Genomic DNA, 18,117 nt, shown 5'->3' with positions numbered 1-18,117 from the left:
AACTCCACCGCTTCCGCCTCAGGCCGTCGCCACGTTGCGCTCGGCTGCCTCGACCGTGTTGGTCAGCAGCATCGCAATGGTCATCGGACCCGCGCCACCTGGAATGGGCGCGAGGAAACCCGCCACCTCGGCCACGGACGGGTCCACGTCGCCCACCAGACCGGCCTCGGTGCGGGTGATGCCGACGTCGACCACGGCCGCGCCGGGCTTCACCATGTCCGCTGTGATCAGGCCGGGGCTGCCCGCTCCGGCGATCACGATGTCCGCCCGCCGCACCTCGGCGGCCAGGTCCTTGGTGCCGGTGTGGCACAGCGTCACGGTGGCGTTCTCGCTGCGCCGGGTCAGCAGCAGCCCGATGGGCCGGCCGACCGTCACACCGCGACCGACCACGGTCACGTTCGCCCCCGCGATCGGCACGTCGTAGCGGCGCAGCAGCTCCACCACTCCACGCGGCGTCGCGGGCAGCGGAGCTTCGTCACCGAGCACCAGTTTGCCCAGGTTGACGGGGTGCAGCCCGTCGCCGTCCTTGCGCGGGTCGATGCGCTCCAGGATCGGGTTCGGGTCCAGGTGCCTGGGCAGCGGCAGCTGCACGATGTAGGCGGTGCACGCCGGGTCGGCGTTGAGCTCGTCGATGACCGCTTCGAGCTGTTCCTGCGTGACGTCCGCGGGCAGGTCGCGGCGGATCGACGTGATGCCGACCTTCGCGCACGCCAGGTGCTTGCCCCGCACGTACGAGTGCGAGCCCGGGTCGTCGCCGACCAGCACGGTGGCCAGCCCCGGTGTCACCCCCCGCTCGCCCAACGCGGCGACGCGCGCCCGCAGGTCTTCGAAGATCGCGTCCCGGGTGGCCCTGCCGTTGAGGATCGTCGCAGTCACGTGCCCAATCCTCTCATCACAGTCGGGGACGGGCGGCGACCACCACCGCGATCAGCGCCAACGCCGTGCCGACCACGGTCACCGCGGACAGCTGCCCACCTGCGGCGGGCGCGATGACGTCCACGGCGAGCGCGCCGACCAGTTGCCCGGCCACCTGGCACAGCCCCACCAGCAGCACGCCGATCCACCGCACCGCCAACACGGCCGTGCTGATGGTCACGATCCCGAGCGCGCCGCCCGCGTAGAACCAGGGCTCGGCAGGCGCTGCGACCGGCAACCCGCGTACCGCCACGTCCACCGCGCACACCACGAGCAGCGTGGCCGTCCCGGTGCCGAAGTTGACCAACGTGGTCACGCGCGTGCTCTGCGCCGCCTCACGCACCAGCCCGTTCACCGCCTGCTGCCAGCCCAGACCGATCCCGCCCAGCGCGGGCAGCAGCGCCAGCCACAACGAGGACGGGTCGCCGACCTCGTCCGACACCGCCACCGCGACCGCCACCACGGCCAGCCCCGCACCCGCCACGCGCGGCCCGCTCAACGTCACCCGACCGGCCGGGCCGAGCCCCGCCCGGTCCACCAGCAGGCTGCTCACCGCCTGCGCGCCGACCGCGGCCACGGTGAACACGGCCACACCCAGTGCCGCGATCGTCAACCCCTGCGTGGACACGAAGAACGCCCCGGACGCCCCGCCGACGCACTGCCACCAGCGGATCCGCCCGGCACGCAGTGACGACCGCAGTCGAGCCAGCCCCGCACGACCGGCCGCCGTCGTCGGCACGCCCAGCAGCAACAAGGCCAACCCGCCGCCGAACGACACCAGCGCGGCCAGGAACCCGTCCCCGAACACGTGCCCCAGCTCGCCGTTCAACCGCCCCTGAACAGCCAGGAGCGCGCCGCCCACGAACGCGAGGAACCCACCGACGAGCCGAACCCGATCACCCAACCGGAGCAACCTTCCGGTCGCGCACCCGACTCGCCAGGAACGCGCCGAGCAGTGCCGCCGCCACGCTCGCCCCGGCTGCCGCCGGCCCGAAGTGGTCCAGCCCCGCCCGCCGCAGCGCACCACCGAACCCGAGTGTCCCGAGCACCGCTAGCGCACCGCACAACCACAACGCGACCTGCGCGTTCCACACCGCCACCACGGTCGCGGCCAACGCCGGGCCGACGATGTACATGACCTCCTGCATGGACGCCTCGACGGTGAACACCGCCGACTGCGCCGAACCCGTCGCCAACCTCGAGAAACTCGCCCGGCTCATCGCCGTCACCGGAGGCGTGCTCAACCCCGTCAGGAACGCCGCCACTACCGCCAGCGGCCACGCCGAACTCGGCGTCACCGCAGGCAGCACACCCAACGCCGCGATGCCCACGCCGTAACCCGAAGCCGTGACCAGCAGCAACCGCCCGGCCGGGCTCCGATCCGCGGCACGCCCCCGCAACGGCCCCGCCACACCCATGCCCAACGTCAACGCGCCACCGACCGCGCCCGCCAACGCGTACGAGCCCGTCCACCCCGCTATCAGGAACGACACCGCCAACGGCGTCGCGGGCAGGTGGATGCGACCCACCACCGACCACAGCAGCAGCCAGGGCAGATGGGGTATCGCGGCGAGTTGCCGGTACGGACGGAGCACGGTGCCACTCTGCCCGCACCCCCGACAATCCGGTGCCGAATATCCGCGGGAACCCGCGGGCCTCGGTTAGCGTCAGCACCTCTGGATGCCGCTCACCGAGGGGACAGCTGTGACCGATCCGACGGGACGACGGGCCGAGCTGGAGGCGCGGAACGCGGCCATGCGCGAGCAGGTCGACACCTTGCTGTCCGAGTTGCACAAGAAGACCGATGAACTGCGCGAGACCCAGGCGCGCGCCATGGCGATCACGGCGACCGCGGTGTCCAAGGACGGTTCCGTCCGCGCGACCGTCGACTCCGGTGGCGCGTTGACGTCCCTGGAGTTCTCCCCGAACGCCTTCGAGCGCTCCTCACCGGACAAGCTGGCCAGGCTCGCCACCGAGACCGTGCAGCAGGCCATCGCCAAGGCGCGGACCGAGCTGAACGAGGTGCTGGCGCCCGCGCAGCAAGGCGCGAGCATCGACCTGTCGGAGATGCTGCCCGGTGTCCCGTCGCTGGCCGACCTCATCCCCAAGCCGCCCGTCGTGCCGCAGTCGTCGACGCCGCCGCGTCGGCCCGCTCCTGCTTCGGACGATGAGGACGGCGGCAGCATCATGGACAGGAGTGGCTGGTGAGCGGGTTCGATGTCAGCGTGCCCGGCCTGCGTCGCGGCGCGGGCCAGTTCGGGGCGTCGGGCGATTCGCTCGACGGCGTGCTGCAGGCGTTGAACTCGGCGTTGCAGGCCGAGGGGCAGTGCTGGGGTGGCGACGAGTCCGGGCAGGCGTTCGCCAAGCAGTACGTGCCGAACTCCCAGGCGACGTTGGAGGCCTTCAAGAACCTCGCGAAGGCTCTTGACGACATCCGCGTCGGCGTGGAGCAGACCGCCGACGCGTACGAGGGATCCGACCAGGGCAACGCGACCGGGATTTCCCGGACTTACTGAGGGGCATTGCGGTGGGTATCGAGATCCCGGGCGAGGTCACCTGGCTCTTCCCGATCGTGGTCGGGCAGAGCTGGCCGGAGGGTGACGAAACGGCGCTTCGGCGGATGGCAGACGCCTACCGCACCGCCGCCGAAGGCGTGAAGTCCGTCATCGACGAGGGCAACGGCGCGGCGTCCACCGTGGTGTCGAGCCAGACCGGCGAGGCGGTCCAGGCGTTCGAGGAGTACTGGAAGAAGTTCGCCGCCGGTGACGACTCGTACCTGCCGAAGTTGCAGAAGATCTGCGAGCAACTGGCGGAGAGCTGCGACAACACCGCGTTGGAGGTGGAGTACACCAAGCTGTCGATCATCGCGTCGCTGATCGCGCTGGCGATCGAGATCGCCGCGCTGATCGCCGCGGCCTTCGGCACGTTCGGCGCGTCCACGGCCGGTATCCCGATCGCGCAGCAGGCCACGCGGTTGATCGTGCAGTTCACGTTCCGGCAGTTGATCATCGCGATCCTCAAGGAGGTCGCGATCTCGGTCGGCATCGACGCGGCCATCCAGGCCGTGCAGATGGCGCGCGGCGACCGGGAGTCGTGGGACTGGGGCAAGACCACCGAGGCCGCGGTCTCGGGTGCGGTGTCCGGGTTGGTCGGCGGTGTGTCGGGTGGGGTGAAGTTCGAGGGCGGCAACCTGGCCGGGCAGATGGCCGTCGGCGCCACGCGTGGCGCGGTCGAGGGCGCGGTGTCCACTGTGGGCACGGCGGCCGCGATGGGGCAGGACATCTCGGCGCGGGACGTGCTGATGGGCGCGTCGGCCGGTGCGGTGTCCGGTGGGATCGGCGGGGCGAAGGACGGCATCTCCGTCGAGCCACCGCGGATCAACGCCGGTGGGCCGGACGGCGGACCGCCGAACCTCGGGCCTGCCCCGGGCGGCGTTCCCGGTGGTGTGCCGGGTGGTTCGCCCGGTGGTGTTCCGGGTGGGACCGGTGGGCCGCCGGTGAACCGTGACGGCTTGAACCGGCCTGCGGGCGCGACTTCGACGTCAGGGGTGGCCGCGCCGCCGGCTCCCGGTCCGACGGTGAGCGCGCCGCCTTCACTGGGTGGGGACGCTTCACCCGGTGGTTCTGGTGGTTCGCCGGGTGGCGGTTCTCCGGCGCCTTCTTCTTTTGGTGGCCCTGCTGGTGGGCCTCCTGCCGGGCGGGGTGGCGCTTCGGTGCCGACGTCGCCCGGTGGTGGTGGGACTGCGCCTTCCATCGGAAGCCGGCTCGGTTCGGTTCCTGGTGGTTCGGCGCCTGCCGGTGGTTCGGCTCCGTCGAGTGCTCCCGGTGGAGCTGCTCCGGGTGGGTCGGCTGCTCGGATGCCCGGTGGGATGCCGCCCGGTGGGTCGGTGCCCGGTGGGTCGGCGTTCATGCCCGGGCAGGGTGGGGCTTCGCCGAACGGGTTGAGCGGGGCTCCCGGTGGCGCGACGCCTCAGGGCGGGGCTGCCACGCCGGGTCTTCGGCCGGGCGGCCCGATGCCGGGCGGTGCCATGCCGGGCGGACCGATGCCTGGTGGGTCGATGCCCGGTGGTGCCATGCCGGGCGGTCCTGCGGCTGGTGGGTCTGTGCCGGGTGGTTCGCCGTTCGGTGGGAGTACGCCTGGTGGGTCGATGCCGGGTGGTCCTACGCCCGGTGGCGGTCTGCCTGGTAGCGGTATGCCGGGTGGTGGCTTGCCTGGTCAGGGTGGTGCCACACCTGGTGGTCCGACGCCGGGTGGTGCGGTTCCCGGTGGGCCTGTGCCCGGTGGAGCGATGCCTCACGGTGGGGCGACGCCTGGCGGTGCGATGCTCGGTGGCGGCGTGCCTGGCGGTTCGACGCCGGTGGGCTCGCCTGCTGGTGGTCCTACTCCTGGTGGCTCGACGCCGGGTGGGTCGGTGCCTACCGGTGGGCCTACGCCTGGTGCTGTGCCTACGGGTGCTGCACCTGCCGGTGGGGTGCCTGGTGGTGGGGCGGCTGGGCCTGCGGCCGGCGGGGGTGCGCCTGCGGCTGGTGGACAGGCTCCTGCGGCGGGTTCCGCACCTGCTGGAACCGGGTCCGGGACCGGCGCTCCGATGGCGGGTGGAGCCGGTGGGGTCGCGCCTCCGGCTGGTGGCGCGCCCGGTGGTGGCGGTGGTGGGCGTGGGCCTGCGGCGCCGCCGGCTAGTGCGTTCGCCCCCGAGCCTTCCTCCTCTTCTGGTCGGGACCAGAACGTTCGTGGGAACGATGCGGTCAACGCGAGTTCGTTGACCGGGATGCCGGTTCAGCCGGTGCGCGACGCCGGGCCGGTGTCGATGCCCGAGCAGCGTGGTCCTGCGACGACCGCGCCGCCGCCGTCGTCGCCCATGCCACAGCCTGGCGGTTTCGGGCCGCAGCCCGGTGGTTTTGGGCCGCAGCCTGGAGGATCCGGGCCCACCGGTCAGCCACCTGGTGGTCCGGCCGCGCCGGTCCGGCCGGAAGGCTCGGCCCCGGCACGTGCTCCGGAGCCCACCGCACGACCCGTTGCACCGTCGCCCACCGCTTCGCCTCGGGTCGATGGACCCGCCCCGGCCTCGCGTGGCACGGACAGCCCAGTTCCCGCGTCGCGTGGCACGGACAGCCCAGTTCCCGCGTCGCGTGGCACGGACAGCCCGGCTCCCGCGTCGCGCGGCACGGATTCGCCGACTGCTCCGCCGCGCGCGGATGCCCCGGCCCCGGCAGCGCGTGGCACCGACGGGCCGGCTCCCGGTACGGATGGTCCGACGCCGACCACCGATGGTCCGACGCCTGCGACGGATGGACCGAAGCCGGACAGCACCGGACCCGACAGCACTGCGCCGGACAGCACCGGACCCGATGGCACCGGACCTGAAGGGGCGGCTGACACGGTTGGCGTGCCCGGTGACGAGCACTCCCCGGCGTCCAGCCACGAGTGGCCCGCCGACACCGACGCCGCAACAGACACCGGCACCGATACCGGCACCGACGCGGGCACGGATCCGTTCCCCCACAAGAACGTCTGGGACCTACCCGCAGGCGTTGTAAAGGACCCCTCGCACGACGGCGCCTACTTCTCGCACAACGGCGACTACCACTCGGTCCACGAGAGCACCGGCCCCACGGACCAGTCCGTCGGCACCTACGACCAGCGCGCCGCCGCCATCATCGAGCCGACCTACCAGCCCTACGGCCCGTACGGCGACTACCAGACCTTCCGCGACGCCCACTCCAAGCCGAACGGCGACATCGCCTGGCCCCCGAACCAGGGCGCGGACGGTCCGCGTGTGGTCGTCGAACTGCCCGCCGGCACCGTGCTCGACCGGTTCGGCAGCCCCAACGGTGACTTCCTCTCACCCCTGCGCCCCGACGGTCAGGCCTACGGGTTCGGCGAGCGCGCGATCATGCCGGACAGCCTCGGCAAGGGCTACCACGTCTACGTCCTGGACGCCCCGCTCACCGTCGAACTCGCCCCGGTCGCCCCCGCGTTCGACCAGAGCGGCGGCGCGCGCCAGCTCCAGCCGGTCTTCAACTTCGACCTCGCCGACCCGGCCACCGGCCAGATGAGCGTCCAACGCCTGCTCGACATGGGCGTCATGCGCGAGGTCGACGTGCCGCCCGCCGACGGCCGCGTGCTGCCGCCCGACTTCGGCACGTTCGACCGCGACGGCAACGTCCTCAGGCCGGACACGGCAACCGTGGCCGACGCGCAGAACGGCGCGTTCGACAACTACACGCCCGCCGACCCGCCGGCCAACCTCACGCCGAACCCCGAGCTCGGCCCGGTGTCGCACACCGGTCCGGTCCCGCTCGGCGAGGTGTCGCAGCGCGTCGACCAGGCGATCCGCAACAGCCAGGTCTCCGACTCGGGCGTCGCGTTGCACACCGAGGACCGGTTGCGAGACCTGTCCAGCCGCATCCCGCCGAGCAACAGCCAGGTCGTCCTGGACGTCCACACCGACGGCGACGGCGTCCGCATCGGCGACACGCACTACACCCGCGCCGAGCTGGTCCAGCTGATCAACAACCACCCGGACCTCGCGGGCCGGCCGATCGTGTTCGTCGGCTGCGACGCGGGCGCGGGCGGCGAGAACAGCCTGGCCGCGCACGTGGCGCGGGAGACCGGGCAGCGGATCGTCGCGCCGGACAACCTGGCCTGGTCCGACCAGCACGGCAACGTCTACGCCAGCTCGCCGAACGAGGCGGGCGGCCCCAAGATCCCGCCGGACGGCGGCTGGCACGCGTTCGAGCCGGACGGCACGCACGCCCCGGTCGGCGAGAACGGGATGCCGCCCGGCCACGAGCCCAAGGGCGACTTGGCCGTCACCGACGACCAGGCGCACCGCGGTCGGCAGGACATCGAGCCGCAGGTGCAGCAGCCGTGGGTGGCCCCGGAGACCACGCACGAGCGGACCGTCCAGCTCCGCAACAACGAGTCCTACTTCCACAGCGGCCAGGACCTGCCCAACGACACCCGGATCAACATCCGCGGCGAGGACGGCAACGTCCGCACCGTCGTGCACGTGGACGCGAACGGCCGGACCTACGTCGACGCGATCGCGCCGAACACCCGCCGCGGCGACAACCCCGAGGTCCGGCATCCCGCGCCGAACGCCCACTACCGCGTCGAAGTGGGCCACCGGCAGGACGTGTTCGTGGCCAACGCCGACGGCACCCGGCAGACCACCCAGGACAGCGTCAAGATCGGCGACCGGGTCGTCCCGATCGACCGCGCAGTGATCATCGAGCCGATCCCCGACCCCGCCGACGGCCGCCAGACGATCGGCCCGGACCACCCGCTCGCACCGCAGCCGAACGAGGCGTTCACCGCCCGCACGGACCTGCCGCCGAACACGCGGATGGAGGTCCACGACACCGAGGGCACCTACCGCGGCACGGTGCAGACCGACGCGGACGGCAAGCCGAAGTGGGTGGCCGCCCCCGACTACCTGTCGAACGACACCCGCAACCCCGAGGTCATGCACACCTCGCAGGGCACGAACTACAACATCGACCGCGGCCCGCTGCACCAGGAGTTCACCACCAACTCCGAGGGCCACCCGCAGCACGCGGTCGAGCGCACCGAGCCGACCACGACCAGACAGACCCCGGTCGACGACGTCCGGCAGGGCGAGCCGTTCAGCCGCCCCGGCCAACTGCACGACCCGAACACCGAGTACCTGGTCTCCGACGAGCACGGCCAGCACCGCGGCCGGTTCCTCACCGACGAGTCCGGTCACGTGGTGTTCGAGGACACCCACTCGGGCCAGCGCAGCCGCGTCAACGCCGAGATCACCCAGGCCCCGGCACACGCGCAGGTGACGTCCGACGGCTTCTACGGCCTCGGCCGCGCCGAGCAGCCGACCCGCAACTGGCCCGCGCCCGCCAACGGCGAGGTCCAGCTGGCCGTGCAGCGCACGAAGACCGACGACGGGTACGTGTACTCGGTGAAGGTCGTCAGCGGCGACGCCAGCGGCTGGACGCCGGAGCAGCGGGCCGCGGTGACCCGCCCGTTCAACAACTCCGACCCGTTCGCCGCGCGCCCCGACCTGCCGCCGAACACCCGGTTCGTGCTGGACGACCACAAGAAGCAGGGCTACGGCACGTTCCAGACCGGCGACGACGGCTCGGCCTCGCACGTGCACACGTTCCGGCCGTTCAGCCCGGACCTGAACAACCCCCTGCCGAACGCGGTGCTGGTCGCGGACAACGACTCGTGGCGCGGTCGCACCAACGGCGACGGCGAGACGGTCGCGACGACCGGCAAGCCCGACCTCAGATCGGGTGGCGCGATCCGGCGTGACTCCGGCGCCCAGGTGGAAGTAGGCAGCCACGGCGAGGTCGACGCGGACGGCCGGAAGCTGTCCGACGGCGGCCACCACCAGGGCAACGAGACGGGCGGCCCCGGTGAGGCGGCGAACCAGTCCAGCCAGCAGCGCGACGAGAACCAGGGCAACCGGCGCCCGGCGTTCGTCACCGCCGAGACCTGGCACCGGATGGAACGGGACCGGGCGAAGTTCATGAAAGCCGGCGGTACCGTCGAGATGATCGACACGTTCGCTCTGCGCGACCCGCTGCAACGCCACCCGCACACGTACCAGACTCGGTGGCGTGTGACGCTCGCCGACGGCACGACCGAGATCTACGTCAGGAGCTACCCGAATGAGCACAACGCAGCCCTCTGGCCGGCCGATTTCTGAGCAGCGCCACGACGAGCTGCTCCAGCACATCGGCGGCATGCTGCTGGACGCTGCTCCGGACGGCTTCCGGCGGATCGACCTGCTGGTGCGGATGACCGTGGCGGTGCAGGACGCGACGCTGAAGGTCTACCTGCCCGACGGGAGCACCCCCGAGGTGTTCCCGCCGGACGGGCTGAACGCCGCGTTCCAGGAGATGCGGCAGGTGACGTACCAGCCCGGCCGCGGCGCGTGGTTCTCGGCGCGGTGCGTGGTGAACGCCCCGGCCCGGATCGACATCACCTACAACTTCGACCACGACCCGCTGTTCGACCCGCCGGTGCCGGCGGCCGACTTCGCCCGTGACCTCCAGGCCTTCCCCCGCGACGAGGCCTACATCCCCGACTGGCTGCGCGCCAAGCTGGTCGAGGCGAGCGCCAGCCCGAAGGATGCAAGCACCGAGGAGCAGAACGCATGACCGCACCGCAGTTGGACGTCGAGGACCAGAACGCCATCCTCGGCTCCGTCACCACCCTGCTGGTGCAGCGCCTGCCCGGTGACTGGGAGCAGCTGTTCGTCGACTTCCGGATGGTGGGCCGCTACCTGGAGACGCAGGTCTCCGGGCTGACCATGTTCGGCTCGTCGTTCGACTGGGAGCTGCCACCGGAGGCGCTGCCGTTCTTCGTGCAGCTGCGCGACGGCATGGCGCGGCCCGGTCGCGGCACGTGGTTCACGATGAAGTTCCACCTCGTGCACCCGGACACCTACTCGGCGGAGTTCGACCGGGACAACGAACCGGACTGGACGCAGCCGCCCGCGCCGCACTACTACGCCGAGGAGCTGGAGACCTACCCCCGCGACGACGACGCGATCCCGGCGTGGCTGCGGGAGCGCGCGGGGCTGGGTCCGGCCACGAGCAGCGTGTTCGCGGCGCCGTTGTTCGACGGTGTCGACCCGCAGGGCAACCCGGCGCACAACCGGCCGGGCGTGCACCCGCAGGAGCTGGACGACGTCCTCGCCTACCTGGAGAACGCGCCGATCGTGCTGTCCGCGCGGTCCTACGGCCAGGACGCGCTCAAGCCGGACGCGACGCCGTCCGTGCCGCTGTCCTTCCACACCGACGGCACCTGGGTGTGGCCCGGCGGCGTGGCCTACTACCTGCGCAACCACCACGTCCCGCCGGTGCCGCAGCTCGTGCAGCACATCCGGGACAACAACTACACCGTGCCGCGGGTCTCGCCGGAGGCGGAGAACGCGGCGACGGCCGTCGCCACCGGGCAGGCCGAGGGCGCCCCGCTGCCCGAATACCAGCCGCGGGTGATCTCCGACGCCGAACGGCGCGTGCTCGACCAGCTCAAGGCGCGGCTCGACCACTACGGGGTCCCCGAGACCGAGTACGGCATCGTCGAGCCGAAGCCGGACGCGTTCGTGATCGAGCCCGCGCCCGGCCCGTCCGGCTGGCAGGTCCAGTTCTGGGACGCCAGCCGCGGCCCGCACGGTCGGCCGAGGGTGTACGAGCACGCGGTGGACGCGGCGAAGGTGCTGCTGGCCGAGCTGCTGTGGCGGGCGGACCCGGACCGGTCGCGGACGATGGACACGGGCGCCTTGGTGAAGCCGGTCCCGGACATCCAGCCCTTGCCCGACGAGCCGCCGCTGTCGCTGTTCCGGGACCGCGAGGACGTCGTGATCCCGGTCGGCACGGAGCTGGACCGGTTCGGGGCCGAGCTCGGCAACCTCGTCTACACGGCCGGGACCGCGTTCGGCAACCGGTCGTTGCCACCGGATTGGCTGAACCGCCGCTACCACGTGTACCGGGTGCAGAAGCCGGTGCCCGCGCTGAAGGGCGTCGCGGTGCCGTGGTTCGGCCAGGTCGGCGGGGGGACGGGCTACTTCCTGGCCAGTTCCGTGCGCGATCTGCTCGCCGACGGGAGCCTGGTCGAGGTGCCCGCGGCGGCGTCCCAGCCACCGCCACCGGGGGTCTAGGGGGCGTCGCGCCGAGTTATTGGTCCGTTCGGCGCAGCGGGGGCCCGTGCGGGCACGGGGAGTCGCGGGGGAAGATGTTGCACGTGTCCGAGCTGAAGCCGCTGAACCCGACCGAGCAGGATGCGCTGGTCAAGCAGATCGGCCTGGCGCTGATGCGGGCCGCTCCCGAGGAGTGGCGTCACGTGACGGCGGAGTACCGCGCGACCGGCCGGTACTTCGAGCTGGCCGCCGAGGTGCGGTCGGCGGACGGCGCCATGCGCCCGTGGTCGCCGCCCCACGAGGTGGCCGGCCTGTTCTCGCGGCTGCGCGCGGGCATGTACCGGGAGGGCCGCGGCAGCTGGTCCAACGCCCGCTACCAGCTCGACCACCCGTCCAGCTACAACCTGGACTTCGACCGCGCCGAGCCGACCTGGACCACGTCACCGCCGCAGCAGGCGTACCTGGACGAGATGCGCTACTTCCCGCGCACCGACGAGAACGTGCCGGACTGGCTGCGCCGACGCCTCCAGCAGGCGCCGCCGCCCCGTGAGCAGCCGCAGCCGCCGCGGGCGTTCCGCACGGCCCGGGTGTTCGACGGCGCGGGTCCCGGCGGTCGCCCTTCGGTGAACCGGCCCCCGGTCGGTGAGGCGGACCGCGAACTGCTGCTGAGCTACCTGGACCGGGCGCCGGTCGCGGTGGTCGGGCGCGGGTTCGACGCGGACGTGCTGAACCCGGACGCGCCGTCGGTGGTGCCGGTGGCGTTCCAGACCGACGGGCACTGGATCTGGCCCGCCGCGGTCGGCTACTACCTGCGGGTCTACGGCGTGCCGCCGGAGACCGAGCTGGTGGAGCGGGCCAAGGCGCTGGACTTCGTGCTGCCCGAGGTGAGCGAGGAGGCACGGGTCGCCGCCGCGGCGAACCTGGGTGCGCCCGCCGCGCCGCAGGGCAGCCAGGTTCCGGTGGCCGAGCCCGTGGAGGCCGCCGAGCCGCCCGTCGAGGTGGGTGCGACGGTGGCCGCGCCGCTGCCGGAGCTGATCGCGGACGACCCGTCCGAGGAGCCGGACTCGCCGGTGGACGTCGAGGAGACCGCGAACCTGGCCGACCTCAAGCCGGAGGTCATCGAGTATGCCCAGGAGGGTCCGCCGTACCGGGTGCGGTTCGACGAGGACGGCCCGGTGATCGACGACCGGTACCGGCGCGAGTCCTACGTGGAGGGCATGGACCTGTTCGCGCCCGCCGCGTACGAGCGGGAGCTGAACGACACCCAGACCTGGAACCCGTTCACCGACGAGGAGCCGGACACCGAGCCCGCCGAGGAGACCACCGAGGTCGAGGCGGTCACCGACGAGCCGGCGCACGAGCAGCCGGCGTTCGAGCAGCCGGTTGAGTACGAGCCGCAGGCGCACGAGCCCGAACCGGTCGAGGAGCCGGCCGACGAGGCTGACGCGCGGCACCCGGCCGATGAGGCCGACGAGGCCGAGGTCACCGCCGAGTTCGAGGTCGACCAGGGCCAGTTGTACGTGCCGGAGCGCGCCGAGTCGCACTTCACCGAGCACCAGCACGACGACCGACCCGAGCAGCACGCCGAGCCGCAGTTCACCGGGCACACCGACCCGCCGTTCGCCGAGCACACCGAATCCCACTTCGCGGAGCGCGACAACGAGCAGTTCGCCGGGCACGACGACGCGCGCTTCGGCTCGCGTTTCGGCGAGACCAACGAGTCGCAGTTCGCCGAGCCGAGCGGTTCCCTGTTCGGTGATCACGCCGAGCAGGGCGTGGCCGAGCGGGAGGAAGCCGGGTTCGACCCGCGAGCCGATTCCCGGTTCGAGGAGCACGCCGAGCAGGCGTTCAGCCACCCCGACGAGCCGCCGTTCGGCGAGCAGGACGAGTCCAGGTTCGAGTCCCGCAACGAATCGCGGAACGAGCCCCGGAACGAGCCCCGGAACGGGTCGCGCTTCGACGAGCGCGACGAACAGCACTTCGTCGAGCAGGTGCCGCCGCCGTTCGCGGACCAGGCGACCCAGTTCGCCCCGGCGATCGAGCTGTTCGACGACGTGGCCCCGGCGCCGACCCCGGCCCCGAGCCTGATCCCGCCGCCACCGGCACCACCGGTCCAGCCACCACCACCGGTCCAGCCGCCGAAGCCGGTCGAGCCGCGCCAGGTCACGCCGGACGAGGAGCGCGAGCTGTCCGGCATCCGGCGCGCGCTGGACGAACTCGACGTGCCGCCCGCCGCCTACCGCTTCGGCGAGCCCGCCGACCGCACCTGGCTGCTGCGCACCGAGGGCCAGGACTGGGAGGTGTCGTGGTTCGACCACGGCCCCACGAACCCCGTCCGCTTCGACCGCCTCGATGACGCCGCCGCCTACCTGGTCGGCAAGCTGATGCTGACCAACCGCCGCGCACCCCGCCCGATGCCACCGCCGCCCCCGCAGCGCCCGCGCCCGCCGATGAACAACGGCTTCCGCGACGAACCGCCGCGCCGTCCCGGGCCGCCGCAGCGCCCACTGGTCGAGCCGCCCGCACCGGTCCCGCCGCCCGCGCACGCCGGCCAGTCCTCGGCGCAGTCCGCGGGCGTCACGACGTCCACCCAGGAGGGCAAGCCCCAGCGCAGCTGGCCGATCAGCCCGATGAACGGCGAACCGCCGCTCACCCTGTTCCGCCACAAGACGATGGTGGAGCTGCCCCCGGGCATGGAGGTGGACCGCTTCGGCGAGGGCGAGGGCAACCTCGTCTACGCGGCGGGCACCCCGTTCGCCCAGCGCTCGCTGGTGCCGTCCTGGATCAACCGCCCCTACCACGTCTACCGCCTGCGCCGTCCGGTCGAGGTGCTGACCGGCGTCGCGGTGCCGTGGTTCGAGCAGCCCGGCGGCGGCACGGCCTACCTGATGCCGAAGACGATCGACGACCTGGTCGCCGAGGGCGTGCTGGTCGAGGTGGCCAACCAGGAGGCCCCGAGCCACTGAGGCCCGACCGACGGCGGCTACTCGACGCGCAACCCGTGCGCGGCGGCGAAGGCGACGGCCGTGTCCAGGTCCACCCGTGCCCCGCGCAGGGTGGCCTGGACGAGCCCGTCGGCGTCCAGCCGTGCCCCGCGCAGGTCGGTTCCATCCAGTTTGCACCCCCGCAACCGGGTGCCGGTCAGGTCGGCGTCGCGCAGGTCCGCGTCACGCAGGTCGGCGTTCTCCAGGTTGGCCTCGCGCAACCGCAGCCCGCGCAACGCCGCCTTCGGCAGCCGCGCGCCGGTCAAACCGGCCAGCGTGAGATCGGTCTCCTTCAACGTGATCGGCCGCAGCGCGCAGTCCACGAACATCGACCCGAGCCACGAGCACGACGTGAACGTGGTCGACGCCAGCACCGCCCGGGTGAACCGGCACGACCGGAACGCGGTGGCCGTGTGCGAGGACCCGCCCAGGTCGGTCCGGTCGAACGTGCACTCGGTGAACGTGCACCCCGATGTCACCAGGCCGCGCATATCGGCCTCGGTGAAGTCGCACTGGACGAACGACCGCCCCGCCCACTTCTGCTCGTACAAGACCGCGTCGGAGTAGTCCTCGCCGATGATGTCCACTGTCACACCTTGTCATCGTTCGCCAGTTGGTAACCTCCGGTTGCCGGGTAACCGCCCGGTGCGCGGTCCCGGAGTAGAGACCGCCGCTGACAGGTCGTCAGCCTGCCTAGTGGTCGTGCCCGAGGACTGAAGCCACAACATTCGGGAAGGCTCATGACCCGCACGCCCGTGAATGTCACCGTCACCGGTGCGGCCGGCCAGATCGGCTACGCACTGCTGTTCCGCATCGCTTCCGGCCACTTGCTCGGCGCCGATGTCCCGGTCCGCCTCCGTCTGCTGGAGATCCCCCAGGCCGTCAAGGCCGCCGAGGGCACCGCGATGGAGCTGGAGGACTGCGCGTTCCCGCTGCTGACCGGCATCGACATCACCGACGACGCCAAGACCGCGTTCGACGGCGTCAACGTGGCGCTCCTGGTCGGCGCCCGCCCGCGCAGCAAGGGCATGGAGCGCGGGGACCTGCTGGAGGCCAACGGCGGCATCTTCAAGCCGCAGGGTGAGGCGATCAACGCGGGCGCGGCGGACGACGTGCGCGTGCTCGTGGTCGGCAACCCCGCCAACACCAACGCCCTCATCGCCCAGCAGCACGCGCCCGACGTGCCCGCCGAGCGGTTCACCGCGATGACCCGCCTGGACCACAACCGGGCGCTGGCGCAGCTGGCCAAGAAGCTCGGGGTGTCGGTCACCGACATCAAGAAGCTGACCATCTGGGGCAACCACTCGGCCACCCAGTACCCCGACCTGTTCCACGCCGAGGTCAACGGCCAGAACGCGGCCGAGGCCGTGAACGACCAGGCCTGGCTGGAGAACGACTTCATCCCGACCGTCGCCAAGCGCGGCGCGGCGATCATCGAGGCGCGCGGCCTGTCGTCGGCGGCGTCGGCGGCGAACGCGGCGCTCAACCACGTCTACGACTGGGTCAACGGCACCGCCGAGGGCGACTGGGTGTCCATGGCCATCCCGTCGGACGGCTCGTACGGCGTGCCGGAGGGCATCATCTCGTCCTTCCCGGTCACCGTGACCGACGGCAAGTACTCGATCGTGCAGGGCCTGGAGATCGACGACTTCTCCCGCGCCCGCATCGACGCCTCCGTGGCCGAGCTGGTCGAGGAGCGCGACGCGGTCAGGGCCCTCGGCCTGATCTGAGTCCGCAGCTGAGTCGTACCCCACGAGAGGGCCGCCACGGGTGGCCCTCTCGTGGCATGTTGGGGGTCATGAACAAGTGGCCCGTGCCCGCAGCCGACCTGCCCGCCGACGTGCACCCGGCGCTCGCCGCCACCGCGCTCGCCGCCTCCCGCGCCTACGGCGAAGCCCGCCGTGAGTTCACCCGCGTGCAGCTGCGCGAGGAGGTCGCCGACGGCGCGGACGGCACGCCGACCATGCGGGTGGACGCGATCGTGGAGGCCGCGATCGCCGAGGCCGCCGCGCAGGCGGGCGCGAACCTGCTGTCCGAGGAAGCCGGGTTCATCGACAACGGTTCCGCCGCCACCCTCGTGATCGACCCCGTGGACGGTTCGGCGAACGCCGCGCTGGGCGTGCCGCTGTCGTGCTTCGCGGGTGCCCTGGTGATCGACGACCAGCCGGTCGAGGCCCTCACCGTCTGGTTCGACACCGGCCGGGCGTGGTCGGCGCAGGCGGGCAAGCCCACGCCGTTCCGCACGACCGGCCGCACGCAGCTCAAGGGCGCCTCGGTGTGCATGATGCGGCCGAAGCGCGGCACCGAGGAAGCCTGGATGCGGGTGGCGAACCAGGCCGACCGGATTCGCGTGCTGTGCACGACGTGCCTGGAGACGGCGCTGGTCGCCGAGGGCTCGGTGGACGCCTTCGCCGACCCCGGCTCGGACACCCACCGGCTGATGGACCTCATCGCCGCACTGGTGACCGTGCCCGCGGCCGGGGGAGCGCTGCTGGACCTGCGCGGCCGGCCGTTGACCTTCGACCTGGACCTGTCCCGCCGGTGGTCGGGCATCGCCGCCGCGACGCCCGCGCTCGCCGACGAGCTGATCACCACGATCCTCGGCTGACGGCGGCGGGAGCGTTCCCGGGTTGCCGTTTCGCTCACGCCGCCGCGCCGGTGTTCACGCGGATCGGTACCACTGCGCCGTTTCCGCGATCGCCTGCTCGTGCGGCGTGACCGGAAACGGCCCGAACGCGGCGTCGAACGCGGAGTGGTCCACCACCCACGGCTTGGTCCGCTGGTGCTGCAATTCGCCCATACCGCGCAACCTCTTGTCGAACAACGCACTCACGGTGACGGCCACCGACGGCAGCCGCAGCGGCTTGCGCGTGTTGCCCAGCACCCGGCCGGTCAGCGCGATGAACTCCCGCACGGTCAACGTTTCGGCGGCCGGCGTGAGCCAGATCTTCCCGTCGGCCCGCTCGTCGTCGCCCAGCACGATCTGCGCCCGTGCCGTGTCGGCGAGGTAGGCGAACGTGTGCGGCACGTCCAGCGACCAGAACCACGTCGCGCCCTTGCCCTGGGTCATCGGCTTGATCGCCAGCTCGCCGGGCAGCGAGCCGATCCCGCCCGGCCCGTAGTAGTCCGACGACCGGCAGGTCGTCACCGGCACGGACGCCTGCCGCAAGCGCCGGCCGAGTTCGCTGCGCAGCTTCTCCTTCGGGCCCACCGGCCGTTCCGGCGTGGTCTCGGTCAACGGGCCCGACACCGGGCCGTACGAGTAGAGGTTGTCCGCGAAGACGATCTTCGCGCCCACGGCCTCGGCGGCGGCGATGGTGTTCTCGACCATCGTCGGCAGCGTGTCCGCCCAGCTCGTGTACGGCACGTTCGCGGCCAGGTGGATCACCGACGCGCCCTTGACGGCGTCGAGCGCGGACGCCCGGTCCATCAGGTCGCCGCGCACGTCCTGCGCGCCCTCCGGAACTCCACCCGAACGTGTGACAGCGCGGACCTCTCGGCCCTCGGCCACCAGCTGCCGGGTGATCTCGCGACCGATGCCCCGACCAGCTCCCAGAACGACCACCGTCACGGCTCCCCCTAGTGTTAGCC

The 18,117-nt window shown here is 72.2% G+C and carries 13 protein-coding genes and 1 pseudogene; 9 read left to right on the top strand and 5 right to left on the bottom strand.

The genetic code is table 11. The annotated features are described in order from the left end of the window. Positions 1-18 precede the first annotated feature (18 nt). The 3 genes from ALI22I_RS36190 to ALI22I_RS36180 are packed head-to-tail and all read right to left on the bottom strand — an operon-like array spanning position 19 to position 2,510. A complete protein-coding gene (locus ALI22I_RS36190) occupies positions 19-876 on the bottom strand; it encodes a bifunctional methylenetetrahydrofolate dehydrogenase/methenyltetrahydrofolate cyclohydrolase (protein WP_077010014.1) in 858 nt (285 codons plus the stop codon). Positions 877-892: 16 nt separating this feature from the next. After that, entirely contained in the window at positions 893-1,819 is a 927-nt protein-coding gene (locus ALI22I_RS36185; protein ID WP_083752249.1) for a DMT family transporter, read from the bottom strand. Continuing rightward, a complete protein-coding gene (locus ALI22I_RS36180; RefSeq protein WP_077010012.1) occupies positions 1,812-2,510 on the bottom strand; it encodes a hypothetical protein in 699 nt (232 codons plus the stop codon). Before ALI22I_RS36180 ends, ALI22I_RS36185 begins: the two co-directional genes overlap by 8 nt. 109 nt (positions 2,511-2,619) lie before the next feature. On the opposite strand from ALI22I_RS36180, the gene ALI22I_RS36175 reads away from it, so the two are divergent. From ALI22I_RS36175 to ALI22I_RS52565, 7 genes and pseudogenes are all read left to right on the top strand, one after another. Continuing rightward, on the top strand, positions 2,620-3,123 hold the full coding sequence (locus tag ALI22I_RS36175; protein WP_077010011.1) for a YbaB/EbfC family nucleoid-associated protein: 504 nt from the start codon (positions 2,620-2,622) through the stop codon (positions 3,121-3,123). Continuing rightward, positions 3,120-3,431, top strand: coding sequence for a WXG100 family type VII secretion target (locus ALI22I_RS36170; protein WP_179118473.1), 312 nt, complete (start codon positions 3,120-3,122; stop codon positions 3,429-3,431). Before ALI22I_RS36175 ends, ALI22I_RS36170 begins: the two co-directional genes overlap by 4 nt. Positions 3,432-3,442: 11 nt before the next feature. After that, positions 3,443-3,832: pseudogene (locus ALI22I_RS55750) on the top strand (WXG100 family type VII secretion target); the annotation flags it as partial. Positions 3,833-6,301: 2,469 nt separating this feature from the next. Beyond that, positions 6,302-9,604, top strand: coding sequence for a TNT domain-containing protein (locus tag ALI22I_RS49890; RefSeq protein WP_077010008.1), 3,303 nt, complete (start codon positions 6,302-6,304; stop codon positions 9,602-9,604). Beyond that, positions 9,567-10,058 (top strand): hypothetical protein, encoded by a 492-nt coding sequence (locus ALI22I_RS36150; RefSeq protein WP_077010007.1) that lies wholly within the window; start codon positions 9,567-9,569, stop codon positions 10,056-10,058. Before ALI22I_RS49890 ends, ALI22I_RS36150 begins: the two co-directional genes overlap by 38 nt. Beyond that, positions 10,055-11,563 carry a TNT domain-containing protein gene (locus tag ALI22I_RS36145; protein WP_077010006.1) on the top strand — a complete coding sequence of 503 codons (1,509 nt, stop codon included), beginning with the start codon at positions 10,055-10,057 and terminating at the stop codon, positions 11,561-11,563. The genes ALI22I_RS36150 and ALI22I_RS36145 overlap by 4 nt, the downstream gene beginning before the upstream one ends. Before the next feature lie 83 nt (positions 11,564-11,646). Then, the gene (locus ALI22I_RS52565; protein WP_238598737.1) at positions 11,647-14,508 is read left to right on the top strand and encodes a TNT domain-containing protein; all 2,862 of its coding nucleotides are present in this window, start codon (positions 11,647-11,649) and stop codon (positions 14,506-14,508) included. A 17-nt stretch (positions 14,509-14,525) separates the two neighbouring features. On the opposite strand, the gene ALI22I_RS36135 is transcribed toward ALI22I_RS52565, so the two are convergent. After that, positions 14,526-15,113: a pentapeptide repeat-containing protein gene (locus ALI22I_RS36135; protein ID WP_077010004.1), complete on the bottom strand. Its 588-nt coding sequence runs from the start codon at positions 15,111-15,113 to the stop codon at positions 14,526-14,528. A gap of 153 nt (positions 15,114-15,266) precedes the next feature. On the opposite strand from ALI22I_RS36135, the gene ALI22I_RS36130 reads away from it, so the two are divergent. Both ALI22I_RS36130 and ALI22I_RS36125 read left to right on the top strand, forming a co-directional pair. Then, complete coding sequence (locus ALI22I_RS36130) at positions 15,267-16,256, top strand: malate dehydrogenase (protein ID WP_077010003.1); 990 nt, start codon at positions 15,267-15,269, stop codon at positions 16,254-16,256. 68 nt (positions 16,257-16,324) lie between these two features. Further along, complete coding sequence (locus ALI22I_RS36125) at positions 16,325-17,134, top strand: inositol monophosphatase family protein (RefSeq protein ID WP_077010002.1); 810 nt, start codon at positions 16,325-16,327, stop codon at positions 17,132-17,134. A gap of 54 nt (positions 17,135-17,188) precedes the next feature. Here ALI22I_RS36125 and ALI22I_RS36120 read toward each other — a convergent pair whose 3' ends face one another. Beyond that, a complete protein-coding gene (locus tag ALI22I_RS36120; protein ID WP_077010001.1) occupies positions 17,189-18,097 on the bottom strand; it encodes an NAD-dependent epimerase/dehydratase family protein in 909 nt (302 codons plus the stop codon). Positions 18,098-18,117 lie beyond the last annotated feature (20 nt).

It is taken from the genome of Saccharothrix sp. ALI-22-I (genome assembly GCF_001984175.1).
Classification (GTDB): Bacteria; Actinomycetota; Actinomycetes; order Mycobacteriales; family Pseudonocardiaceae; genus Actinosynnema.
The sequence above is the reverse complement of the archived record's forward strand: the minus strand, read 5'-3'. Positions and strand labels throughout refer to the sequence as shown.